The following is a 25,315-nucleotide window of genomic DNA, read 5'->3' on the forward strand; positions in this document are numbered from 1 at the left end:
TTAGTTTTAGAAAAGTAAGCAATGCAAAAATTGGAGAGCAATGAAACTTTAATCGTTTTCTAAATGTAAATAGCCTGTTTTTTCTATTTTTTCACCTGTAAAATTGGTGTAATCAATCACATAAAAATAAGTTCCTGTAGGTAATCCTGAGGTCTGTTGTACAGTCACTCTACCCTCTGACATTCCTCTAAAAGCCTTATTTGTATTATTGTAGCCTGCAATATCAAAGACTTTCACCCCCCAACGATCAAATACTTGCACCGTATTATTTGGGTAGCATTCAATTCCTTTGATGTATAAAATACGCTCAAAATCGTCACCAGTATTTGGCGATACTGCATTAAACACTTCCACAGCACAATTATTAATAGGCAACTCGGTAATTGTACACGTTAAGCAAGTCGGACTAACTGGACAAGTAGCACAAGGCGTTGGATCTGTTGATGTGGCTGTTACTGGCATTCCTTGCGGGTTTGTTGCCGAAACTGTTGCCAAATTATATACTACGCCCGCACTTATGTCACTTTGGTTAATGAGATATGAAGCTGAGAAATTAGTACTATTTATTGCATTTACTGGCAAAGTTGGAATTGCTGGCCCAACAACAGTAACATTAGGATCAGAAATCATCACATTGCTCAAAGTTGTTTGTCCCGTATTTTGAACAGTAAATGTGTAATTAATTCTATCTCCAATATTTACGATTCCGTCATTGTTGGAATCCTCATAAACACCCTCCTTTAAAAGGCTTATGCTTGACACAGAATTTAAAATTGTTGTCGTTGGAGTATCATTATTCAAGGCTGTTCCTGAGGTGTCTTGAACAACCCCATTATGTGGATTACGTGCAGTTACCAAGGCTGTGTTTACAACCTTACCTGCATCAATATCTGCTTGATTTATAGTATATATTCCTGTTATACTATTATTAGTTTGTCCTGCATTTAAAAAAGGTAAACTTGTTTGTTGCATCCTAATCCCATCTAAATTGTCTGTCAGTATAACATTTGTTAAGGTTTCTGTTCCCAAATTAGTAATAGCAAATGTATACGTAATTGTCGTTCCAACTGCCACTTGTCCATTTAAAACCCCCGTTTTCACCAAAGCTATACGAGATGTACTTGGTGCAGAAGGAACTGTCGTTACTGTAGGCGTATTATTTGTTGTTGTTGTTCCCGATGTATCTGAAACGGTCGCATTTGATGGATCTGTCGCGCTTCCTAGTGCCGAATTCGTAACACTTCCCGCATTGATATCGGCTTGGGTTATCGTGTAGTTTTGTGTTAAGGTTCCGCTGGCGTTTGGAGCCAATGTACTCGGGCTTACCGCTACATTGGTCATTCCTAATTTAGCATCGCTTACAACTGCATTGCTTAAAGTGGTATTACCCGTGTTGGTGATGGTGAAGGTATACGTAATGGTATCTCCTACTTGTGCTGCAGTGGCATTGCCATTGTACACGGCTGTTTTAACCAAAGCTACGCTTGCTATTTTTGGAAGATTTGTTACCGTTGGGGTATCGTTCGTAGTTGTTGTTCCCGATGTATCCGAAACAGTTGCATTTGATGGATCTGTCGCGCTTCCTATTGCCGAATTCGTAACACTTCCCGCATTGATATCAGCTTGGGTTATCGTGTAGTTTTGTGTTAATGTTCCGCTAGCATTTGGAGCCAAAGTACTTGGACTTACCGCTACATTAGTCATTCCCAATTTAGCATCCGTTACAACTGCATTGCTTAAAGTGGTATTACCCGTGTTGGTGATAGTAAAGGTATACGTAATCGTATCGCCAACTTGTGCTGCAGTGGCATTGCCATTGTACACGGCTGTTTTAACCAAAGCTACGCTTGCTATTTTTGGAAGATTTGTTACCGTTGGGGTTTCGTTCGTAGTTGTTGTTCCCGATGTATCTGAAACGGTCGCATTTGATGGATCTGTCGCGCTTCCTACTGCAGAATTCGTAACACTTCCCGCATTGATATCGGCTTGGGTAATGGTATAGTTTTGTGTTAAAGTACCGCTGGCATTTGGTGCTAAAGTGCTTGGGCTTACCGCTACGTTATTCATTCCTAACTTGGCATCCGTAACAACTGCATTGCTTAGAGTGGTATTGCCCGTGTTGGTGATAGTGAAGGTATACGTAATGGTATCTCCAACTTGTGCAGCTGTCGCATTGCCATTGTAAACGGCTGTTTTCACTAAAGCTACGCTTGCTGTCTTTGGAAGATTAGTTACGGTTGCTGTATCGTTCGTAGTTGTTGTTCCTGAAGTATCCGAAACGGTCGCATTTGATGGATCTGTCGCGCTTCCTATTGCAGAATTCGTAACACTTCCCGCATTGATATCGGCTTGGGTAATGGTGTAGTTTTGTGTTAAAGTACCGCTTGCATTTGGAGCCAATGTACTCGGACTTACCGCTACATTGGTCATACCCAATTTAGTATCGGTAACAACGGCATTGCTTAAAGTGGTATTACCCGTGTTGGTGATAGTGAAGGTATACGTAATGGTATCGCCTACTTGAGCAGCTGTCGCATTGCCATTGTACACTGCCGTTTTAACTAAAGCTACGCTTGCTGTTTTTGGAAGATTAGTTACGGTTGCTGTATCGTTCGCAATTGTTGTTCCCGAAGTATCCGAAACTGTCGCATTTGATGGATCTGTCGCGCTTCCTATTGCCGAATTCGTAACACTTCCCGCATTGATATCAGCTTGGGTTATCGTGTAGTTTTGTGTTAATGTTCCGCTAGCATTTGGAGCCAAAGTACTCGGGCTTACTGCTACATTGGTCATTCCTAACTTGGCATCCGTAACAACGGCATTGGTTAAAGTGGTATTGCCTGTGTTGGTGATGGTGAAGGTATACGTAATCGTATCTCCTACTTGTGCTGCAGTGGCATTGCCATTGTACACGGCTGTTTTAACCAAAGCTACGCTTGCTATTTTTGGAAGATTTGTTACCGTTGGGGTATCGTTCGTAGTTGTTGTTCCCGATGTATCCGAAACAGTTGCATTTGATGGATCTGTCGCGCTTCCTATTGCCGAATTCGTAACACTTCCCGCATTGATATCAGCTTGGGTTATCGTGTAGTTTTGTGTTAATGTTCCGCTTGCATTTGGAGCCAAAGTACTTGGACTTACCGCTACATTAGTCATTCCCAATTTAGCATCCGTTACAACTGCATTGCTTAAAGTGGTATTACCCGTGTTGGTGATAGTAAAGGTATACGTAATCGTATCGCCAACTTGTGCTGCAGTGGCATTGCCATTGTACACGGCTGTTTTAACCAAAGCTACGCTTGCTATTTTTGGAAGATTTGTTACCGTTGGGGTTTCGTTCGTAGTTGTTGTTCCCGATGTATCTGAAACGGTCGCATTTGATGGATCTGTCGCGCTTCCTAGTGCCGAATTCGTAACACTTCCCGCATTGATATCGGCTTGGGTTATCGTGTAGTTTTGTGTTAAGGTTCCGCTGGCGTTTGGAGCCAATGTACTCGGGCTTACCGCTACATTGGTCATTCCTAATTTAGCATCGCTTACAACTGCATTGCTTAAAGTGGTATTACCCGTGTTGGTGATGGTGAAGGTATACGTAATGGTATCTCCTACTTGAGCAGCTGTCGCATTGCCATTGTAAACGGCTGTTTTAACCAAAGCTACGCTTGCTATTTTTGGAAGATTTGTTACCGTTGGGGTATCGTTCGTAGTTGTTGTTCCCGATGTATCCGAAACAGTTGCATTTGATGGATCTGTCGCGCTTCCTATTGCCGAATTCGTAACACTTCCCGCATTGATATCAGCTTGGGTTATCGTGTAGTTTTGTGTTAATGTTCCGCTGGCATTTGGTGCTAAAGTGCTTGGGCTTACTGTAACATTGGTCATTCCTAATTTAGCATCGCTTACAACTGCATTGCTTAAAGTGGTATTACCCGTGTTGGTGATGGTGAAGGTATACGTAATGGTATCTCCTACTTGAGCAGCTGTCGCATTGCCATTGTACACGGCTGTTTTAACCAAAGCTACGCTTGCTATTTTTGGAAGATTTGTTACCGTTGGGGTTTCGTTCGTAGTTGTTGTTCCCGATGTATCTGAAACGGTCGCATTTGATGGATCTGTCGCGCTTCCTACTGCAGAATTCGTAACACTTCCCGCATTGATATCGGCTTGGGTAATGGTATAGTTTTGTGTTAAAGTACCGCTGGCATTTGGTGCTAAAGTGCTTGGGCTTACCGCTACGTTATTCATTCCTAACTTGGCATCCGTAACAACTGCATTGCTTAGAGTGGTATTGCCCGTGTTGGTGATAGTGAAGGTATACGTAATGGTATCTCCAACTTGTGCAGCTGTCGCATTGCCATTGTAAACGGCTGTTTTCACTAAAGCTACGCTTGCTGTCTTTGGAAGATTAGTTACGGTTGCTGTATCGTTCGTAGTTGTTGTTCCTGAAGTATCCGAAACGGTCGCATTTGATGGATCTGTCGCGCTTCCTATTGCAGAATTCGTAACACTTCCCGCATTGATATCAGCTTGGGTAATGGTGTAGTTTTGTGTTAAAGTACCGCTTGCATTTGGAGCCAATGTACTCGGACTTACCGCTACATTGGTCATACCCAATTTAGTATCGGTAACAACGGCATTGCTTAAAGTGGTATTACCCGTGTTGGTGATAGTAAAGGTATACGTAATAGTATCCCCTACTTGAGCAGCTGTCGCATTGCCATTGTAAAAAGCAGTTTTTACTAACGCTACGCTTGCTATTTTTGGAAGATTTGTTACCGTTGCGGTATCGTTTGTAGTTGTTGTTCCCGAAGTATCTGAAACTGTCGCATTTGATGGATCTGTCGCGCTTCCTACTGCAGAATTCGTAACACTTCCCGCATTGATATCGGCTTGGGTAATGGTATAGTTTTGTGTTAAAGTACCGCTGGCATTTGGAGCCAATGTACTTGGGCTAACCGCTACATTGGTCATTCCTAATTTAGTATCGCTTACAACTGCATTGCTTAAAGTGGTATTACCCGTGTTGGTGATGGTGAAGGTATACGTAATCGTATCTCCTACTTGAGCAGCTGTCGCATTGCCATTGTACACTGCGGTTTTTACCAACACTACGCTTGCTATTTTTGGAACAGTTGTTACTGTTGGTGTATCATTCGTAGTTGTTGTTCCCGAAGTATCTGAGACTGTCGCATTTGATGGATCTGTCGCGCTTCCTATTGCCGAATTCGTTACCGTTCCCGCATCGATATCGGCTTGGGTAATGGTGTAGTTTTGTGTTAAAGTACCGCTGGCATTTGGTGCTAAAGTGCTTGGACTTACCGCTACGTTATTCATTCCTAATTTAGCATCGCTTACAACTGCATTGCTTAGAGTGGTATTGCCCGTGTTGGTGATAGTAAAGGTATATGTAATGGTATCTCCTACTTGTGCTGCTGTCGCATTGCCATTGTAAACGGCTGTTTTCACTAATGCGATAGAATTAACTTGAGGTAATGCCGTAGCAGTACAAGTTGTACAAGACGGGTTAGGAGGACATACCAAACATAGAGTTGGATCTGTAGAAGTTGCTGTAATAATTGTCCCAAAAAAAGTACGAGCTGATACCGTAGCTAAATTATACACAACACCAGCATCAATATCCTGCTGGGTAATGTTATATAGCGCAGAGTAAGAAGTTGTATCGGTCGCACCGGCAGGCATTGATGCAATTGGAGAACCAGAAACAACAGCATTATTATCAGTAAGAGTAACATTTGTTAAAGTATCTGTACCAGTATTTTTTATTTCAAATACATAATCTATTCTATCTCCAACATTAACAATACCATCAGCATTAAAATCATTGTATGTTCCATCCTTGGTTAATAATAAAGAAGAGGGAAAACAGTTAAAATTTCCTGAAGGCCCATCATTACTTTCTGATGTATTTACAAAAGCACCGTAAATATTTATAGAATTAATTACTGATGCTAATCCATTTACGCTGATTCTAACCTCATCAAATTCTTGTGATGTTTTAAAACCTACGTTATAAACTCCGGGAACAGAACCTAAAACATTTATTCCAAGTGCGGCAAGATCAATCAAATTGGCAGCTGATTTTGATTCAACAAAGATTCCATTGTTGTAAGTGCTAATAGTTAACGATTGAAACAAGTCTACCTGTGCCAAAGTACCCAAATCATCAATAACAAATCCTGCAAAGGTACCAGGAGGATAGGTGAACAACTGATCTTGAACAGCAATAGAACCAGTACTTGCTACACCTGCAACCAGAGTAATATTTGCAAAATCATTAATATCAGCAGTTACAACATTTGATGCATTTGCAACATCACAACCCACGCAAACAAGACCAGAAATTCCGCTACGAGATGAATTAACTTGAACTGGAAATTCTGGATTTGATAAAAAGTAAGTCGCATCACATACAACCGTTGGTGCACAAAACTGTTGAACTACTGCATCATAAACTCGAATAGTTCCGAAACTTACCGCAACTGTATTTTCAAAATTAATTTGCACCTCATCATAGGCTGTTGTTGTCACAAAACCCAGTGTTTGCTTTCCAGAACCAGTCAATAAATTAGATCCTACTGCAACTAATGCTCCAGAACCTGATTTAGTTTCTTGCACTACACCATTTAGATAGGTTTTAATGGTAATACCGTTTAATGCATCTACATTTGCTAGAGCTGGCGTTTCAATAGTAAATCCAGCAAATGATCCTGATGAATAATCTGTTATTTGATTTTTAACCGCCAACTTACCTATTACACCAACTCCTACTGTATTATTTATGGTTGCAAAATTAGAAGGATCACTATCTATCAAAAATTGAGTATCAGTTGCATTACAACCTACACAAAGTACACCATCAAAACCTGTGTTTGCTGAATTTACAAAAACAGGATATAGCGGAGAAGTCATAGCTGTTGGTGTATTACAAACTAAATTAGGGCCAGCACAAAAATTCTGTAAAACGGAACCATACACTCTAGTTGTGCCTAAATTTAAAGCTAAGGTTTGATTATTAGTGAGTCGAATTTCATTAAAAGTTTGAGTAGCCACAAATCCTACTGGCATACGACCACCAGCATTTAATAAACCAGCATTTGCAATCAAATTACTGCCGCTGCTTTGTTCTCTAAAAACACCATTTAAATAAGTTGCAACAACCACATTGTCCAAAGCACCAACTACAGCTAAATTTGAATTTTCGATTTCAAAACCTGCGAAAGTATTTATTGGATATATATCAACTTGATTTTTAATAGCAAACGTTCCTGCAGCCACAACACCCACATTCAAATTTATGGATGCAAAATCATTTGAATCGGAATTAATGGCGTTTTCAGCATCGGCTATACTTCCTAAAGAAACTCCTGATAAACCGGTAGCAGCTTGATTTATTGCAACGGGAAAGTTAGGAAGTTGTGGTTTTGTACTCACATTACAAACCAAAGCTGGACCAGCGCAATATTCTCTTATTACCGCATGGTAGATTGATGTTGAGCTCAAAGCTGAAACACCCGAATTGATAGCAATTTCTATCGCATCAAAAGCAGAAGAGGTATTGAATCCAACTATAAAATCACTTGGATTACCCAAAACACTTAAACCAAGTAAAGACGTTCCAGAAAAAGATTGCACTAAAGTACCGCTTAAATAGGTATTGATACTAATACCATTGAGCACATCAAGATTTAAAACACCCACCGATGGTTGTATTTTAAAACCGGCAAATGAACCAGCACTGTACACTGTGTTTCCATCAGAAACACGCAAGCGATGTGTAGTACCCACACCGAGCGCTCCAAAGCTAGCAGTAGCGCTATTAGTTAAATCTGCGTCAATTAAATTATTTCTATCTGATATTCCACAGCCAAGAAGACAAAGACCGCTAGTAGAAGAGCTAACTGATAAATTATCAAAATCTAGAGTAGTGAAAGGACGAGGAATTTCAGAATTACATTGGCTGTGCGCTACGTTAGCACCGGAGAAGAATAAACTTAGAATAAGTAGCTTCAGAATGTTTATTTTCAAAGTTTCATCAAGCTTTAGCCAATTTAAACTGGATAGTAGGTAATGCTGTTTCATAAGGACTAATTTTAATTTAATCGCAAAAAACTTTGTTGTTGTGCGGCTGCTCCTACAGCCTAACACTAATTTGCTTATTACATGATTTGGGTTTCCCTAAAGTAGGATAATTTTTTAGTAAAAAATAGGAAAAAATACAAACAAAAAACTATCGACAACTAAAATTAAATCGACTTAAAAATCATTATATATAAATAACAAAATTGACTATTTCCTACAAAGTTAACATGAACTACTCTTTTTTAAGCAATTAGATATACTTAACAAAAAAGTTTTTAATTATATTTGGTAAGAAATAACAAACTTAAAACGATAACACTTGGTCAACAAATTACCAAAACTGAATTTGAAGGCATTAAATTTGCAACAAGTTATCAGCATAACTGTTATAGCTTGTACTATTTTAATTCTCGTAAATTACTATACGATTAGGATCATGTCAGCCACTAGGTCTTACGTAAATGGTGAATCTCTTTACTCCAAAGGTCACAACAAGGCAGTTAATAGCTTACTCCTATTTTTGCTCACCGAGCAAGATTTGTATTGGCAACAATTTGAAGATGGTTTAGCAGTAAATTTTGGAGATGAAAAAGCACGAATTGCTATGCAAAGTGGCGCCGAGAAAAAGATTATTGAAAATGCATTAAGTGAAGGAAAAAATTCTGTTGAAGATTTAGACGATATGATTTGGTTGTTTAATACCTTTAAATCAGTACCATTTTTTAAAAAAGCTATTTATCATTGGGAACTTGGTGATCAACTAAACAGAGAACTATTTCAACTTGGTCAGAATATCCATCAGGAAAACAACAAAAATAAATTAAATGAAAATTATCGATCCGAGATGGTTCTGAAAATTAACGTATTGAGTTCTAAAATCGAACTTAATCAAGATGCTTTTTCACAAAGTTTTGGCATTGGCACTCGCGCCACAAAAAAATACCTTATCTGGTTCAATATAATATTTAGTTTAATTCTCATCAGTACAATCACGCTATACTACTATGCTAGTGCCAAACGCATACAAAGATCACAATTAAAGATAAGCGCTCGAACCAAGCAACTTTTAAGCACTATCAAGGATTTAAAAAAAGCCAAATACAACCTGTCAAAAGAAATCATACAACACAAAAAAATTATTGGAACCATAAGTCACGATATACAAAGTCCTTTAAAATATATTCAAGTCATTGCAAAGCACCTTTTAGATAATCCTCAACAAGACCCTTTGTCTAAAAAATACATTGCCTCCATTTACAAGTCAACAACACAACTGAATGATTTTACAAAGAATCTAGTTGATTATTCTAAAATTTATATTGAAGAACGACACGGAGAAAAAAAGACCTATTCTATCCTTGAACTTATTGAAAATAAAATTTTGTTCTTTGAAGAAGTTGCTGCCAACAATTCAACAACCTTTATTGCAGAGGTTACCCCTGATTTGCTATCAAATATCAACAGCCGAGTCGTTTCGGTAATTATTCATAACCTCACAGATAACGCGGTCAAAAACACACATAATGGAACGATAACTATTGGCGCTAAAATAGAAAACCAAAATCTTGTTTATTACGTAAATGACACAGGGATAGGGATGAAAGAAGAGCAAATAAACTATTATATGACGCTTCAAAACAACCGAGACCTTGAAAAATTAATACTAAGCACCTACGGAATTGGTTTACATTTAGTACTAGAGTTGCTCCTAATAATTAAAGGAAAAATACATTTTGAAAGCAAATTAAGGCAAGGAACAAAAGTCACAGTTACCATACCACTCGAGTAATTTGTGTAGAATTAAAATAGAATACAATGCAAAAAAATATCTTAATCGTCGATGATCATTTTGTAGTAAGCACAGGGATTTCCATAATACTAAAGGAAAGATTCCCTGAATTTAGTATTGATACTGCCGATACTTATTTTGAATTGCTAAATAAATTAGAGCAAAGTAACTTGGATTTAATCCTATTGGATATCAATATACCAGGTGGTAAAAATACCGATATGATTCAAGAAATAAGGAGCATACAGCCCGAGGTGAAAATTCTAATGGTTTCTGGCTACGACGAAAAAACTCATGCTTGCCCTTACATAATGGCTGGTGCCAATGGATATTTAAATAAACTTTGTGATAAAAATCAAATTACAACAGCTGTTGATTTAATTCTGCAAAATGGTTCGTACCTACCGCCAAGTACCTTACAAAATTTAATCCAAATTAGTACCAATAAAATCAGTTTGAATCCTTTTGAACAACTGTCTAAAAGAGAAAAAGAAATTACTGAATTGCTGATTTTAGGGGATGGTAATATCGAAATAGCAAACAAGTTAGACATAAATCTAACTACTGTAAGCACGCACAAAAATAAGATCTTCAGCAAATTGAAAGTCAAGAATGTGATAGAACTTTCTCAACTAAGCAATAAAATGCCTGGTTTGAATAATTAATAAATTCTATATACCATTACTTTTATATTCTATGATTTTTGCGAGAGAACTATCAAAACAATTGCGGTAATTGCCGCAAGAAGTCCTACGTAATTAAGTTTAGACAACTTTTCTTTAAAAGCTAATACGCCCACTAAACTGCCTAGCACAATGACTCCCATGTTCATTCCTGCGAAAACAGTTGAAGGATTTTGGGCAAATTCTTGGTGTGCTTTCAAATAAAACAAAATATTCCCGAAATTAAAAAGTCCAACAACAATACCAAAAAGAACATTTTTGATAACAAATTTTTGCTTTTGAATACCTATTTGATACAATATCACCCCAACCATAATTGTTAGTGAAATAGCGAAAACAACAAATAGTGATGTGGTATAAGGCAAAGTAGTATGCAGTGCCACTTGTTTGAACAAAATATCAATAACACCAAAACCTAATAACACGATTGCAGGATACATCCATTGCGAATTATGATCTTGAGTGGGTTTATTTAAAATGCAAAGCAAAGCTGGAAAAGCAATAACTAATGCACTTACTTTAAAAACAGAAAAGCTCTCACCAAAAAGTAACCAAGCCGCAAGTATGGGAATAAACAAGGACAAGCGCTGCGCCGCATCCGTTTTTACAATGCCAACTTGTTCAATTGATTTTGCTAAAACCAAAAAAATAGTTGGTAGTAAAATACCTAGAGGAATATATAGGTGCCAAGGATACACAACCGTTTCATCTACAAAATTGAGCTCAAAAAAGAAATAACAAAGTAGTATAGCAATAGCGTAATTAAAAGCTACAATTTGTATTGGATTTGCCTCATAACGGCGTGACATTTTAAAGATAACTCCAACGGTAACACTGCAAACAACACTTAATAGTAAAAACAACATCTTATTTTATTTTGAACTGTAAAAATACATTTTTTAAAACGCTACACATGCAAGTTTTTTTTGGATAAATTTTTAAAATAAGGATTAAAAAAAAAGGGTTTAACCGTAGCTAAACCCTTTTGAAATTATAATTTACTGATAAAACTACCGTAAATATCTTTGAACTGATAACCTTTTGCAAAGCGGTCTTTACTCAGTTTTTTATATTCGACTAATCCCCACAAGATAAATTCTTTCATGAAATTTTGATCTTGCTTTTCTAACTGCGGTTGGTATTTTTGAATCAAAGCATCCAATGGAGCGATGTTACTCAAAATTCTTTCGTATTCTGCATTGCTGCAATCATCTAGTAATTCAAAACCACTTTCGGCAAAAAACCACTCAATAACATCAGTGTAAGGCGTTTTTTGATCTTGTTTTTCTAACTTTTCAATTTTCGGAAAAAAAGCTGGGAAAAAAGTATGTATCGCATCATTAAGTAAATGTTGTGCTACCGCTGCAGCTCCTTCTTGCTCTCCTTCGTAAACCAATTCTACCTTTCCGGTGATGGCTGGAATGATTCCCATAAAGTCAGACAAGCGCAAGGTCGTTTTGTCGTCTCCTGCTCGCAAGGCACGACGCTCCGCAGTGCTCAGTAAATTTTCGAAAGCTGTAATACTCATTCGGGCACTTACACCACTTTTGTTATCGATATATTCACTTTCTCTAGCTTCAAAACTAATTTGCTCTAACAAATCACGCGCTAGAGATGGCACGTAAACCAAATCACTTTGATTGACATCTAACTTAGCTTCTTGCTCCGTGATAGTACGTGCAATTTTTATCGATTCAGGATAGTGCGTTAATATTTGAGAACCAATTCTATCTTTTAATGGCGTAACAATACTACCACGATTGGTGTAATCCTCAGGGTTTGCCGTGAAGATAAATTGCATATCGAGCGGCATACGCAGTTTAAAACCACGAATTTGAATATCGCCTTCTTGTAGAATATTGAACAAAGCAACTTGAATTCGGGCCTGTAAATCTGGCAACTCATTGATGACAAAAATACAACGGTTAGCACGCGGTATCATTCCGAAATGAATGACACGGTCATCAGCATAAGAAAGTTTTAAATTGGCAGCTTTGATAGGATCTACATCACCAATTAAGTCGGCAACAGTTACATCTGGCGTAGCTAATTTTTCGAAAAATCGTTCGCTACGGTGCAACCACGCAATTGGTGTGGCATCGCCTTGTGAGGCAATTAAGTCTTTTGCAAAACGTGAAATGGGCGCTAATGGATCATCATTAATTTCAGAGCCGGCCACAAACGGAATGTACTCATCTAACAATTCAATCATTTTGCGAGCCAATCTCGTTTTAGCCTGACCGCGTAGGCCTAATAAATTGATGTTGTGGCGGGATAAAATAGCGCGTTCTAATTCTGGAATTACGGTATTTTCGAAACCGTGAACGCCTTCGAAAGTTGGTTTTCCTGATTTTATTTTATCGCGTAGGTTGTTACGCAATTCGTCTTTGATACTTTTAGTTTGGTATCCGGCTTGTTTTAATTCGCCAAGTGTTTTTATGTGGTTCATTGAGATCTATTTTGAATTTGTATATCAGTTTTCTAAGTATTTACGAGAGTGCGTTAGGGATGGTAGCGGCATCCTTTTGTGCAGCGATAGCGAAACAAAAGATACAGCGTACAGCCCGACCCGCCGCGGCGGGTAACGCCCTGCTCTATTTTATTCTTTTTTTACGATTGGTTTCATAATCCTCAAAAATCATTTCGCCTAAACCTTTTAATCCGGTGTAAAAGGCTTTCCCTTGATTAGACTCCGTGAATTTATTGACGAATTTTTGCAAATAAGGATCGTTGGCAATCATGAAAGTCGTAATCGGAATGTTCAATTTTCGAGCCTGTTGTGCCTGATTGTAGCATTTGTCAACGATGTATTCGTCGAGACCGTTGCTGTTCATATAATACGATCCGTCTTTTTCGCGCACGCAACTTGGCTTCCCATCAGTAATCATGAAAATTTGCTTGTTGGTGTTTCTTTTTCGACGTAAAATATCCATGGCCAACTGCAAACCTGCTACGGTGTTGGTGTGATACGGTCCGACTTTCAGGTACGGTAAATCGCGAATAGCAATTGTCCAAGCATCGTTGCCAAATACCAAAATATCAAGCGTGTCCTTTGGGTAACGCGTGGTGATTAATTCGGCCAAAGCCATGGCAACTTTTTTGGCTGGAGTGATGCGATCTTCGCCGTACAATATCATACTGTGGCTAATATCAATCATCAAAACCGTACTCATTTGGGCTTTGAATTGCGTGTCTTCAACAATCAAATCATTTTCGGTGAGCATAAAATCGGCAACACCATTGTTGATTTGCGCATTACGTAAACTCTCAGTTAACGAAATACGCTCGAGTCCATCGCCAAAATGAAATTCGCGAAACTCACCCGTGTGCTCATCACCATTACCGCTGTGTTTGGTTTTGTGATTTCCGTTTCCAGCTCGTTTTAAGTTTCCAAAAATAGTATCTAAGGCTTGCTGGCGAATGGCTCTTTCTGTTTTGGCAGTAATTCCTAAGCCTGGAGTTCCATCGTCTTTAATTTCCTCGCGTAGGTAACCTTTTTTCTTTAAGTCTTCGATAAAATCATCGATCGTATACGAATCGTCTGTAAGTTTGTACTCTACATCAAGTTCGCGCAACCAATCAATAGCTTCATCAAAATCACCTGAGGTATGGGTAATTAGCTCCTTGAATATACCAAAGAGCCTGTCGAAGGGCGACTGATACGGCGCCTCGTACGACTTGAAGTAAAATCCTTTAGTAGTCTTGTTTCTCATAATTGTTAAAATTACGGCTTTTTAAAAGTATGCTGTAGAAACGTTTATTAATTTTTAGTTAAAAACTTTTGGATGCTAAATAATCCATTACCGAACGTGCATTATAGTTATTTGGAAATAAAAAAAAGTAAAAAAACCTACAAACTATAAAAAATGATATCTTTGATTTTTAAAATTAAATGAAACAATACTTTATTCCTGACAACAGTAATTATTGGAGTTATTTTCCAAAATATGATCACCCTTAAACCCACAAATCAATTCCTCAAAATCAATTAAAAAATGAAAAAATCAATTCTCTTTTTAACATCATTATTGTTTATGTGTTTCGTTGTTCAGGCACAAACCTTTGAAGGTAAAATTGTTTATCAAAACAATATTAAAAGTAAATTACCCAATGTCACCGATGCTCAATTTGCAGCAATGATGGGTAATACAATGGAGTATTACATAAAAAATGGTGATTATAAAACGATTTCTAATGGAAGTCTTTTGCAATCTCAAAATTACCTTAATGCCGAGAATAAACTATATACAAAAATGGCTAACTCCGAAACATTTATGTGGAATGATGGCGCTAGTAACCCCGACGAAGTACTCAAGGTAGAAATTAATAAAGCGGTTGCTACTGTGGTAGGCTATAGTTGTGATGAAATCATTTTAACTTGTAAAAGTGGTATTCAAAAATATTACTACAATGCCAAAATAGGCGTAGATGCTAATAAATTTGTGAATCATAAATTTGGAAATTGGTATGCCTTTGTATCGCAATCAAAAGCATTGCCATTAAAGTATACCATTGAAAACCCTCAATTTTCAATGGAAGTAACTGCAACTAGTATTGAAAATATAGTGTTAGAACCAAGTTTTTTTGCTTTACCAGCAAATGCAAAAACGGCTAAAAATCCGTATTAAAACATAATAAAATTGTGCTTTCGCAATACAAAAAAAGTTGCGCTGCTTTTGTTGCTATATGAATTGTAAGAAACCAAGGTGCTGCTTTTTGTTTCTTTGCACATAATTAAAAAATGCCCCAATTAGTATTTAACTTTTTAGGGCATTTTCTTGTTTTAAACAAATTTATTTATTGCTACACAGAGGTTGAATAAGATTATAAAAAGATTCCATCAACATAATACCAAAAACCGACTTCGTGTGTAAAGGTAGATCGTTCGTGATGTACGCACAACATTTGCTTTTCATTTCGATACCACGCTTTAAACTCAACGACGGTAGCTGCTGCGCTTATAATTTGTAATTCAATCCACTCGTTTTGGGTGGCCCATTCAAGTAACTCATTCTTGCAATAAAGTTTTCGTTGCGTTTCGTGCGTTGTTGCTAATAAATAATCGGCGTTGTGCAAAGCATAGGCACAATATCGAGAACGCATTAAGGCCTCGGCAGTATTTGCTTTTGAATGGTCTAAATGTGCCAATTGACAGCAATTAAAGTAGGTTTTACCAGAGCAACAAGGACACAAATCGTCAGTTTTCATTCCTGTCCTAATTTATTTGTGAACTCGAATCATTCAAACTAACAATCTTTTGCTGCAATTGATTCAACAAAACTTGGTATTTACTAATTTCAATTAAATCATCGTCTTCATCAGAATAATCGAGCAATTCATCCAGTTCGTCACTTACATCTGCTAAAGTTAATAAGGCTTCTTGTGCATTCTTTACAGCGATACAATCAATAATATGTTGTACACTCTTTTTTATTTCTTCAAATTTAGGATTTTCCATTTTTATTTGCTGTTTACCTTATTCTTGACCGTTTTTATCCTCATTAAATTTCTTGGTAATTTGCTTCAACTTTTCTTTTCTAGCAATTACGGCTTGCTTTGCTTTATCCTGCGCTTTGTGCAATTTATCATTGTGTTTTTTGATATTGCGTTCGTTATTTCTTCCCACAATTTGTAGTTTATTTATTTTCAATTCCGGTGACAAAGTTCGGCTTTATTGTTCAAACAGAATTGGTTTTTTAACATTGTTTCAACTTAATTTATTTTGTTACCTACAAATACAATTGATTTTGAAGTATTTAAATAAAAAATCCTAAATAATACATAATTTTAAATTAATCAAATATTAAAATATTTAAAAATTACTTTTTTACTCCTACAAAACAGTCGTCAGAAAATTTAATTCTCTATCTTGCACGTCATAATAGATATTTTTCTTATATTTAGTTGCTGAATGCTTAGGCTTTGTTAACATATATTTAAATACATGAACTTTGACAAAAAACACAATAAGCTCATTACATGGTTTTTAGAAAGACCTGTTAGCACCAGCCTTCTAACATTTTTGCTTTTGACGGTTTTGGCAGCTTACGTTGTGCATCAGCAATACCAATTATTAAAAGAGCACGACCAAAGAGAAATGAACAATATCCTTCAGGTTGTGCATCAAAACATTGAGCAATCTCTTAAAAATTATACCACAACAACCCTCACATTGGCGCTTTCGATAGATGATGAAGGGATTCCCAAAGATTTCGAGTACGTAAGCCGACGATTAATGGAATCTAACAAATCGATATTTGCTCTGCAATTGGTGCCCAATGGAGTAATCAAATATCTTTATCCTTTAGAGAAGAACAAAGCAGCGCTTAATGTAAATATATTAACAGACCCTTATTTAAAAAATGAAGCCCTACGTTCTATTGCAAACCGTAAAATTTATTTTGCAGGGCCTTTGAAATTGCGCCAAGGTGGTTTAGGAATTGTAGGGCGTTTTCCTATTTTTTACAAAAATAAATTCTGGGGATTTTCTGCTGTAGTTATTAAACTAGATACCTTTTTAGATATTTCAGGGATTAAAAACATTGATAATTCAAAATATTATTTTCAATTCTCAAAATTTGACACTACACTCCAAAAAGAAGTTTTTTATTTGCCAATTGCAAACGCTAATTTTTCAAAACATTATAATATTTCAACTAGAATCTCAGATGGGGACTGGAAATTATACCTAATTTCCAAAAATAAAAATTCTTTGTATTCCCAAATTCTAATTCCTGGAATTGTAGGGGTTATACTTGCTGCTTTGCTCAGTTTTTTATTGTACAGATTACTGAATTTACCAAGAGAATTGCGGTCTTTGGTTACTATGCAAGCAACTAAATTATTGGACTCTGAAATTAAATTTCAGTCTATTTTTGATCAAGCAGCGCTCGGTATTGCTCATGTGGATGCCAATTCTGGAAATTTTATTGAAATCAACAACCAATTCTGCTCTATTTTAGGTTATACGCAGCAAGAAATGAAAGAGAAAAACTTTCAAAACATTACGCATCCTGAAGATTTGGCATCTGATTTACATATGTTGGAGAAATTAATGAATGGTCAAATAAATGAATATGCTGTAGAAAAAAGATATTTTACCAAAAGTGGAACAATTGTTTGGGTGCATTTGACCGTTTCACCTTTACTTAGAAAAGAGAAAAAATTAAACTCGGTTATTTCAATTGTAGAAGATATTTCACAAAAAAAAGAAGCTGAATTTTTAATTAAAAAAAATGAAACTCGCTTTAAAAGTCTTTTTGATGATTCTCCTTTACCATTGCGAGAAGAGGACTTTTCTGCTATTAAACACTATTTGAAAGAAAATAATCTTTACAAAAAAAACAAAACACTGTTAGCTGAATTTTTTACAAACAACCAAGACGTAGTCAATACCTGCTACTCTTTGATCAAACTTATTAACTGTAACAAAGCCTGCATTAAATTGCACAAAGTTAAAACCAAAGAAGAACTAACCTCGCACCAAGCAGCTTTAAAAAATACGTATTCACATCAACATTTCATAGAAAGCTTAATCGCTATATCTCAAGGCAAAAAACAGTTTGCAATTGATACTCAAATGAGAAACGCAGAAGGCGATCTTAGAGATATAAATTTAAGATGGAACGTTATTAAAGGAAACAAAAAAAGTTTTGAGCGGGTAATTGTTTCTAGTGAAGATATTACCGAACGGCTTATTTCTGATAAAATCATCCTCGAAACCAAACAAAAAGTAGAATCGTTAATCAATACCATTGACGGAATTGTATGGGAATGTGATGCTAGCACTTTTACATTTAATTTTGTAAGTCAAAAAGTAGAGGATATATTAGGCTATACACCCGAGGAATGGTTGTCAAAGCCTTATTTTTGGAGGGACCATATTTATCAGGAAGATAAAGAGTGGGTACAAGAATACTGTCAAGCAAAAACCTTACAAAGTGAAGATCATGACTTTGAATACCGCATGATAGCCAAAGATGGTACTGTAGTATGGCTTAGGGATATTGTCAACATTATCTACGAAAACGGAAAAGCTGTCAGCTTGCGCGGTATTATGATTGATATCACCAAAACAAAGCAAGCGCAAGATGAATTAAATAATTCGTTCACCATAGTAAGCGAACAAAATAAGCGATTACTTAATTTCTCTTATATAGTTTCACATAACTTACGATCGCATACTAGCAATATAGCCTCCGTTATAGCATTGATAGAATCGTCAGAATCGGAGAATGAGCGCCAAGAAATGATGGAATTACTAAAATCTGCTAGCGATTCCTTAAACGAAACCATGTTGCATTTGAATGAGGTAATTAATATTCGAAATAATATCGGGCTGATATCTGAAACTGTAAATTTAAAAGAGTACGTTGGTAGAGCAGCTAATGTATTATCCGATGAAATCTCAACACAAAATGTTATCTTTCAAAATCAAATACCTGACAACGTTTTCATTAAATACAATCCGGCATATTTAGAAAGTATATTATTTAATTTAATATCTAATTCTATTCGATACCGAGATCATTCGCGTCAGCCCTCGATTACAATTAGCCTACACGAAGAACAAAAAAAGAAAGTCATTCAAATTACAGATAACGGAATTGGGATTGATTTGGTTAAAAACGCAGATAAAATTTTTGGTATGTACAAAACTTTTACATCACATGCCGATGCTCGAGGAATTGGCTTATTCATAACAAAAAACCAAATTGATGCAATGGGTGGAAACATTACAGTAGAAAGTGAACCAAATATTGGTACAACATTTAAAATTTATATAAAATGATCACAAAAAAATCAATATGGATTGTAGATGACGACCCGATTTATCAAATTATCGCCAATAAAATAGTCCAGCGATCTGATATGTTTTCAGAGGTAACTACCTTTAAAAATGGCAGAGAAGCTATGAACATTGTGTATCAAGTTCTAGAAAACAAAAATACAATTCCTGACATTATTTTACTTGATATCAACATGCCTGTAATGGACGGTTGGGAATTTATGGAAGAACTAACGGCAATAAAACCACAAATTCAAAAAGAATTTTCGGTTTACATTGTGAGTTCTTCAATTGCTGTAGAAGACAAAAGTAAATCGAAAAAATATAATGACATTTTGGGTTACATTTCTAAACCAATATCAGTTAATGATCTTCTATTAATTGCTTCAAAAGACGAGTAGTTGTATATTGGAAAGATAAAAACGAAGTTTAGTTTTCTAACTTGACTTCGTTTTTTATTTCATCTAACCCTTTATCTGTTTCAATTAACCTTGTTATTATTTTTTTTCGAAGTAGATCAATGTCTTCCTCATCAAAATATTTAGACCAAGATTCCAACTCAAACAAGTTACGAACTTGTTTGATACGTTTTCTTGTATCAAAACTATTCCTTACTACTGCTTTTTTATCATATAAAGGATTATTAATATGCTGATATTGCACTGTTTTTGTTTCAAAATTAGCTTCTAAATAATATAATTTATCTGTTGCAATATCCGGATAGAAGGAATCCCATTTAGCAAAACCAAGCTTTCTTTTTGATACTGACTCAGGATTCATCTGTTCTAAACGCCACTTACTATTTGCAAGCCGCCCCCAATGATTAGAATAGCGATACATTCCTTCTTTAGTGTAAAAATAGGTACTACCTGCTTTGCTTTCATATTGAATTTTTAAATCATCAATTGCTGTCAATTCGACTTCGGTAAAAACACAAAATGTATTTTTAAATGATCCCGGACGTGGTTTAAAATTAGAATTCATTGGACAAAGGTACACACATCTTATAAAATAAAACAGAGCTAAGGATATTTGCATAACTTTGCAACCTGAAAATTAAAAACGAAAACATGACGAAATCTCAAGACGATAAGATATTACAAAAAGGAATTTACACCGGAATCATGGAGAAGGACGATAAAAATAATTTTTTTTGCGGCATTTATCTTCTTGATTATAAAATGGCATTGAAACACACATTGGGAGAATTAATTACCATTAAATCTGTAATTGAAAACCCAAGTGATATCAGTCATTCACAGTATCCTAAAAAGTCAAAAAACTTTGACAAAGCCAATCATAAACCACAACAGTAAAGAAAACTAAACTTTTACACTAATTTTTTAGGTGACAAACGTCAAAAATAAAAAAAAGTGTACCTTTGCAAAAAATTGTCGATTTTGAAATCAAGACCTATTCATTTCATCTTAAAAGACAAGTAGTTACATATTTATGAAAAAAATAGTTGAATACCGCAAATTGCTTAATGTAGACAAAACTGCAGAGCTGAAAGATTTAAAAACCATTTATCGCAACGCGATGAAAGAAGCGCATCCTGATAAGTTTCAAGGTGACGAGGCTGGATTGAAAGCAGCAGAGGAAAACAGTAAGAAGATTATTGAAGCTTACCATTTCCTTGTTAGTATCAACCCAGAAACTATTAAAGCTAATTTACCTGAGTATACTGAAACTATTTCTACTTCAACCATTACAGATTATAAATTTGTTGACGGTAGATTAATCATTAATTTCTCTAACGGTAGTGTATACGAATACATTAGCGTACCTAAAGCAACTTATGTGAAAATGGTAAATGCTGACTCACCGGGTCGTTTTGCTAAAAGACACATTTTAAACGCTTATACTTGGAGAAAAACAACAAACCAAGACTAAGGTTTACAAAATAATATATAAAAGCATTCTTATTTCAAATAAGAATGCTTTTTTTTTAATTATAAATTGTAATTTCTAAAGCATACAATTTGATAATTTGACTTTTAGATACAGAATAAATAGTGAATTATAACAAAAAATTAGGTTCAAAAATTATTTTTATTTTACAATTTTTAAATACTTTTGCAACCATAACTCAATTAACTAATTAATAATGAAAAAAATAATTTTATTACTTTCAGCAGCTCTTGTTTTTATTTCATGTAGTAAAGTAGGAAAAGATGAGTACTTAATTACTGGAACTGCCAAAGGAATTGACAATGGCAAAACAATCATTTTAGAAACTCAAGATGTTACTGGAATGATGTTAGCCAAAGATACTGTAAAAGTTGAAAACGGTAAATTTGAAATGAAAGGTAACATTACAGAACCTGCATTTTATACACTTCAATTAGAAGGTGCACAAGCAAAAATTCCTTTTATTCTTGAAAATGCTGAAGTTGTAGTTGAGATTAACAAAGACAGCATTCAAAAATCAAAAGTTTCAGGAACGTATAATAATAACGAATTCATGACTTTTAACGAAGAAATTACAAAAGTGCAAAAACCACTAATGGATTTCCAAACTAAAAACATGGCTGCAATGCAAGCAGCGCAGCAAAAAAATGACCAAACTGTCATTAACCAATTAATGGGAGAATTTGCAAAGATTCAAGAAGAAGTTAGCGCAAAATCAAAAGCAAAATACAACTCTTATGCTGAATCACACCCAAAATCATTCATTTCTGCTTTAATCGTGCAAGGTATGTTGAATGACCCTAGTATGGATGTAGCTAAGGCTGAAAAAATGTACAATGGTTTAGATGAATCATTGAAAAAAACGAAACCAGGTTTAGCTATTAAAACTAAATTAGCTGAAATGAAAGCTCCTGCTGCTGTTGGTGCAACTCCTGCTCCTGCTGCACCAGCTGCTAACTGAAGAGCAGATTTTTCAGCACCTAATCCAGAAGGGAAAGTAATTTCCTTAAAAGAAAGTTTAGGAAAAGTAACTATTGTTGATTTTTGGGCATCATGGTGTGGACCATGCAGAAAAGAAAACCCAAATGTAGTTGCTCTTTACAAAGAACTCCATAGTAAAGGATTAAATATTGTTGGTGTTTCTTTAGATAAAGATGCTAAAGCATGGAAAGAAGCCATTGCAAAAGACAATTTAACTTGGACCCACGTTTCCAACTTAAAATTTTGGGATGAGCCAATAGCTGCACAGTATAAAGTACAATCCATACCGGCTACTTTTATACTAGATGCCTCTGGTAAAGTAGTTGCAAAAGATCTTCGAGGCGATGCACTACGTGCAAAAGTTATCGAATTATTAAAGAAATAACGCTTGAAAAAGCAACATATAAAAAAATCTCCTTCGTGGAGATTTTTTTATTTTATTCACTACCAATACATTAAAAAAAAGTACAAAATTAAGTTCATTTTTTGTTTGGAAACATCAAAACAGTTCCTATATTTGCACCCGGTTAGCAAAACAAGTACACTTGTTTAAGTCTTGGGGAGATACTCAAGCGGCCAACGAGGGCAGACTGTAAATCTGCTGTGAAAACTTCGCAGGTTCGAATCCTGCTCTCCCCACTAAAGCGTTTCAGTCATACTGAAGCGCTTTTTTTATACTTGTAATTTTTTCATCTCCTTTTAAAAATTCTAGTTAATTCAATACGATAACAAAGCACTAAATTTTATGATTTCATAAGATTTTAAACATCTCCATAAAAATACTGGTAGTTTAGCTCAAAGTCCAATTACATTCTCAGTGGAATTTTGATTCCTGCCGAAGAATAATTAACTTAGGTCTTTTAAAACCAGCTTCAACAAGCCGATTAATAAACAAAAAAACTATGAAAAAAATTCTAACCCTTTTACTGTTCATTCCAATACATTTTGCTCAAGCGCAAAGTGAAAGCAATCGGATTGAATTGACTGATTTACTAAAAATAAAAACAGTAAATAGTATAACAACTTCTCCTGATAGCAAAAAAGCCGCCTTCACTGTTACTTCTATTGAAAACGACGAAAACAGTTCGTTAGACTACACTTATCGTACTCAAATTTACACGTGGACAAAGGATGGTAAAAATACTTTAAAGCAACTTACATCGGATAAAAATGGGGCCTCCAGACCTGCATGGAGTCCGGATGGAAAAAAACTAGCATTTACAAGGTTCGTAAAAGATAAAACGCAAATTTTTGTCCTTGATATGGATGGCGGTGAGGCCACTCAACTTACAAATTTTAAATATGGTGCCAATAACCCAAAATGGTCGCCTGACGGCAACAAAATACTTTTTTCAGCTAGTATTTCGTTAGCAGAAATCTTAAAAGACTCCATTTTAAATCCTAAAAAAGAAGTTCCAAGTTGGAATACAGAAAAACCTGGTTTTACATCAAATGATTATTTAGCCAATACTAAAATCAAAGCCAATCCGAACGGATCATTAGCCGAAGTAAGAGCCTATTTGAACCAAAACGCTACTGATAAAAAAGCCATTGTTTTAAACAAGTTAAACTTTCAAAGCGAAAGTAATTTATCATCTGAAATTAACTTTAATCACTTTTTTGAGACAGATGCAAAAACAAATAGTACTCCAAAAGCCATTACCAGCGGATTCTATAGCTTTTCATCAGCAGATTACATCGCAATTGGAACTCAAATACTTTTGTCTGGCGATGTAGATAATATCGAAAATCCTGATCGTTCACAAGAAAGTGAATTATTTACAGTAACCACTGACGGTAGTACTTTCAAAATGATTTTAGGCGAGAACGGAAAACGCTACAGCAATGCGTCTGTTAGTACTTCTGGAAAATGGATTGCATTTTTATCAGGAGCAACTTCATTCGTGAGCATTCCAACTTTATCAATTATGCCATTGAACGGTGGGCCAGAATCAATTCAAACGATTCCATTTGACCGTAACATCTCTAATTTAAAATGGAGCAAGGACGACAAATTCCTTTATTTTACATCGCAAATGAACGGTGGGAACGTTTTACACCGAATTGCGCTATCATCTAAAAAAATTGAAGCTTTATCGGCAGCAGATCAAGGAATATCAAGTTATGATTTAGTTGCAGATGGTTTTCTTTACAGTAAAACTCAAGTGAGTAATCCATCAGAATTGTACACTGCTGATTCCAATTTTAAGAAAGAAAACAAAGTAAGTACATTCAACAATTGGGTTTCAACTAAAAAACTATCTTATCCTGAAAAGAAAAGTTTTGTCAACGAGTTAGGACTCACCGTTGAATATTGGGTTATGAAACCTACTCAAAGCATAAGCGGTAAAAAAGCGCCTTTATTACTAGAAATTCACGGCGGACCATCAGCCATGTGGGGACCAGGTGAAGAAAGTATGTGGCATGAATACCAATATTTTTGTAGCAAAGGATATGGCGTAGTATACAGCAATCCGCGTGGATCTGGAGGTTACGGCCTTGATTTTTTAAGAGCCAATGTTAATGATTGGGGCAAAGGACCTGCAAGTGATGTTTTAACAGCTCTAGACAAAACTGTTGCCGAAGGTTGGGCAGATCAATCTAATTTATTCATAACTGGTGGTTCTTATGCTGGATATTTAACAGCATGGATCATCAGTCATGACAATCGTTTTAAAGCGGCTTGTGCTCAAAGAGGTGTATACGATTTGAATACATTTTTTGGAGAAGGAAATGCATGGCGATTGGTGCCAAATTATTTTGGAGGTTATCCTTGGGAACCAAAAGTTAAAGAAATACTAGCTCGTGAATCGCCAATTAATTACGTACAAAACATTACAACGCCTTTTATCATTTTTCACGGCGGTAACGATCGTAGAACAGGATTTGTACAAGCCGAAATGATGTTTAGAAGTTTAAAAGTTTTAGACCGCCCGGTAGAATTTGTGGTTCATCCTGGAGCTACACACGAGATTACTCGTAATGGCGATAACAGACAACGCATGGATCAAATGTTGAGAACTTACGAGTTTTTTCAACGTTTTTTAACTAAATAATTATAAG

17 protein-coding genes, 1 tRNA gene and 1 pseudogene are annotated in these 25,315 nt (G+C 35.8%); 11 read left to right on the plus strand and 8 right to left on the minus strand.

Annotated elements, in window-relative coordinates:
• Positions 1–48: 48 nt before the first annotated feature.
• Entirely contained in the window at positions 49–8,100 is an 8,052-nt protein-coding gene (locus ACXX8U_RS06850) for a CLIPPER-2 domain-containing protein (protein WP_458565202.1), read from the minus strand.
• 436 nt (positions 8,101–8,536) lie between these two features.
• On the opposite strand from ACXX8U_RS06850, the gene ACXX8U_RS06855 reads away from it, so the two are divergent.
• Together ACXX8U_RS06855 and ACXX8U_RS06860 are read left to right on the plus strand one after the other, a co-directional pair.
• On the plus strand, positions 8,537–9,889 hold the full coding sequence (locus ACXX8U_RS06855) for a sensor histidine kinase (protein WP_458565203.1): 1,353 nt from the start codon (positions 8,537–8,539) through the stop codon (positions 9,887–9,889).
• 26 nt (positions 9,890–9,915) lie between these two features.
• A complete protein-coding gene (locus tag ACXX8U_RS06860) occupies positions 9,916–10,554 on the plus strand; it encodes a response regulator (RefSeq protein ID WP_458565204.1) in 639 nt (212 codons plus the stop codon).
• A gap of 29 nt (positions 10,555–10,583) precedes the next feature.
• Here the strand turns inward: ACXX8U_RS06860 and ACXX8U_RS06865 are convergent, their stop codons facing one another.
• The 3 genes from ACXX8U_RS06865 to ACXX8U_RS06875 all read right to left on the minus strand — a co-directional run bounded on the left by ACXX8U_RS06865 (position 10,584) and on the right by ACXX8U_RS06875 (position 14,285).
• On the minus strand, positions 10,584–11,438 hold the full coding sequence (locus ACXX8U_RS06865) for an EamA family transporter (protein WP_458565205.1): 855 nt from the start codon (positions 11,436–11,438) through the stop codon (positions 10,584–10,586).
• A gap of 125 nt (positions 11,439–11,563) precedes the next feature.
• Positions 11,564–13,021: an AAA family ATPase gene (locus ACXX8U_RS06870; RefSeq protein ID WP_458565206.1), complete on the minus strand. Its 1,458-nt coding sequence runs from the start codon at positions 13,019–13,021 to the stop codon at positions 11,564–11,566.
• A gap of 145 nt (positions 13,022–13,166) precedes the next feature.
• Entirely contained in the window at positions 13,167–14,285 is a 1,119-nt protein-coding gene (locus tag ACXX8U_RS06875) for a vWA domain-containing protein (RefSeq protein ID WP_458565207.1), read from the minus strand.
• A gap of 282 nt (positions 14,286–14,567) precedes the next feature.
• Between ACXX8U_RS06875 and ACXX8U_RS06880 the strand changes: the two genes are divergently transcribed.
• Positions 14,568–15,200, plus strand: coding sequence for a hypothetical protein (locus ACXX8U_RS06880; RefSeq protein ID WP_458565208.1), 633 nt, complete (start codon positions 14,568–14,570; stop codon positions 15,198–15,200).
• A gap of 196 nt (positions 15,201–15,396) precedes the next feature.
• On the opposite strand, the gene ACXX8U_RS06885 is transcribed toward ACXX8U_RS06880, so the two are convergent.
• The 3 genes from ACXX8U_RS06885 to ACXX8U_RS06895 are packed head-to-tail and all read right to left on the minus strand — an operon-like array spanning position 15,397 to position 16,198.
• A complete protein-coding gene (locus tag ACXX8U_RS06885) occupies positions 15,397–15,780 on the minus strand; it encodes a YchJ family protein (RefSeq protein WP_458565209.1) in 384 nt (127 codons plus the stop codon).
• A 7-nt stretch (positions 15,781–15,787) separates the two neighbouring features.
• Positions 15,788–16,030, minus strand: coding sequence for a hypothetical protein (locus tag ACXX8U_RS06890; RefSeq protein WP_458565210.1), 243 nt, complete (start codon positions 16,028–16,030; stop codon positions 15,788–15,790).
• 18 nt (positions 16,031–16,048) lie between these two features.
• Positions 16,049–16,198, minus strand: a complete 150-nt coding sequence (locus tag ACXX8U_RS06895) for a hypothetical protein (RefSeq protein WP_458565211.1) — start codon at positions 16,196–16,198, stop codon at positions 16,049–16,051.
• A 318-nt stretch (positions 16,199–16,516) separates the two neighbouring features.
• Here ACXX8U_RS06895 and ACXX8U_RS06900 point away from each other — a divergent pair, with 318 nt between their 5' ends.
• Both ACXX8U_RS06900 and ACXX8U_RS06905 read left to right on the plus strand, forming a co-directional pair.
• Positions 16,517–19,363, plus strand: a complete 2,847-nt coding sequence (locus tag ACXX8U_RS06900; protein ID WP_458565212.1) for a PAS domain S-box protein — start codon at positions 16,517–16,519, stop codon at positions 19,361–19,363.
• Entirely contained in the window at positions 19,360–19,761 is a 402-nt protein-coding gene (locus ACXX8U_RS06905) for a response regulator (RefSeq protein WP_458565213.1), read from the plus strand. The genes ACXX8U_RS06900 and ACXX8U_RS06905 overlap by 4 nt, the downstream gene beginning before the upstream one ends.
• Before the next feature lie 28 nt (positions 19,762–19,789).
• Here the strand turns inward: ACXX8U_RS06905 and ACXX8U_RS06910 are convergent, their stop codons facing one another.
• Entirely contained in the window at positions 19,790–20,344 is a 555-nt protein-coding gene (locus tag ACXX8U_RS06910) for a hypothetical protein (protein WP_458565214.1), read from the minus strand.
• 86 nt (positions 20,345–20,430) lie between these two features.
• Between ACXX8U_RS06910 and ACXX8U_RS06915 the strand changes: the two genes are divergently transcribed.
• The 6 genes and pseudogenes from ACXX8U_RS06915 (at position 20,431) to ACXX8U_RS06940 (ending at position 25,308) form a co-directional block, all read left to right on the plus strand.
• Entirely contained in the window at positions 20,431–20,676 is a 246-nt protein-coding gene (locus ACXX8U_RS06915; protein ID WP_458565215.1) for a hypothetical protein, read from the plus strand.
• A gap of 136 nt (positions 20,677–20,812) precedes the next feature.
• Positions 20,813–21,253 (plus strand): KTSC domain-containing protein, encoded by a 441-nt coding sequence (locus tag ACXX8U_RS06920; RefSeq protein WP_210789734.1) that lies wholly within the window; start codon positions 20,813–20,815, stop codon positions 21,251–21,253.
• Positions 21,254–21,467: 214 nt separating this feature from the next.
• Positions 21,468–22,232 (plus strand): DUF4369 domain-containing protein, encoded by a 765-nt coding sequence (locus ACXX8U_RS06925; RefSeq protein ID WP_458565216.1) that lies wholly within the window; start codon positions 21,468–21,470, stop codon positions 22,230–22,232.
• Between the two features lie 18 nt (positions 22,233–22,250).
• Positions 22,251–22,637 (plus strand): annotated as a pseudogene (locus tag ACXX8U_RS06930) (peroxiredoxin family protein); the annotation flags it as partial.
• A gap of 173 nt (positions 22,638–22,810) precedes the next feature.
• A tRNA-Tyr gene (locus tag ACXX8U_RS06935) sits at positions 22,811–22,891 on the plus strand.
• Positions 22,892–23,154: 263 nt separating this feature from the next.
• Positions 23,155–25,308, plus strand: a complete 2,154-nt coding sequence (locus tag ACXX8U_RS06940; RefSeq protein ID WP_458565217.1) for a S9 family peptidase — start codon at positions 23,155–23,157, stop codon at positions 25,306–25,308.
• Positions 25,309–25,315 lie beyond the last annotated feature (7 nt).

Source organism: Flavobacterium sp. GNP001 (assembly GCF_054343775.1).

Coding starts and splice junctions, on each gene's coding strand:
- ACXX8U_RS06850 (WP_458565202.1), bottom strand. CDS start 8,100: ATGAAACAGCATTACCTACTATCCAGTTTAAATTGGCTAAAGCTTGAT.
- ACXX8U_RS06855 (WP_458565203.1), top strand. CDS start 8,537: ATGTCAGCCACTAGGTCTTACGTAAATGGTGAATCTCTTTACTCCAAA.
- ACXX8U_RS06860 (WP_458565204.1), top strand. CDS start 9,916: ATGCAAAAAAATATCTTAATCGTCGATGATCATTTTGTAGTAAGCACA.
- ACXX8U_RS06865 (WP_458565205.1), bottom strand. CDS start 11,438: ATGTTGTTTTTACTATTAAGTGTTGTTTGCAGTGTTACCGTTGGAGTT.
- ACXX8U_RS06870 (WP_458565206.1), bottom strand. CDS start 13,021: ATGAACCACATAAAAACACTTGGCGAATTAAAACAAGCCGGATACCAA.
- ACXX8U_RS06875 (WP_458565207.1), bottom strand. CDS start 14,285: ATGAGAAACAAGACTACTAAAGGATTTTACTTCAAGTCGTACGAGGCG.
- ACXX8U_RS06880 (WP_458565208.1), top strand. CDS start 14,568: ATGAAAAAATCAATTCTCTTTTTAACATCATTATTGTTTATGTGTTTC.
- ACXX8U_RS06885 (WP_458565209.1), bottom strand. CDS start 15,780: ATGAAAACTGACGATTTGTGTCCTTGTTGCTCTGGTAAAACCTACTTT.
- ACXX8U_RS06890 (WP_458565210.1), bottom strand. CDS start 16,030: ATGGAAAATCCTAAATTTGAAGAAATAAAAAAGAGTGTACAACATATT.
- ACXX8U_RS06900 (WP_458565212.1), top strand. CDS start 16,517: ATGAACTTTGACAAAAAACACAATAAGCTCATTACATGGTTTTTAGAA.
- ACXX8U_RS06905 (WP_458565213.1), top strand. CDS start 19,360: ATGATCACAAAAAAATCAATATGGATTGTAGATGACGACCCGATTTAT.
- ACXX8U_RS06910 (WP_458565214.1), bottom strand. CDS start 20,344: ATGAATTCTAATTTTAAACCACGTCCGGGATCATTTAAAAATACATTT.
- ACXX8U_RS06915 (WP_458565215.1), top strand. CDS start 20,431: ATGACGAAATCTCAAGACGATAAGATATTACAAAAAGGAATTTACACC.
- ACXX8U_RS06920 (WP_210789734.1), top strand. CDS start 20,813: ATGAAAAAAATAGTTGAATACCGCAAATTGCTTAATGTAGACAAAACT.
- ACXX8U_RS06925 (WP_458565216.1), top strand. CDS start 21,468: ATGAAAAAAATAATTTTATTACTTTCAGCAGCTCTTGTTTTTATTTCA.
- ACXX8U_RS06940 (WP_458565217.1), top strand. CDS start 23,155: ATGAAAAAAATTCTAACCCTTTTACTGTTCATTCCAATACATTTTGCT.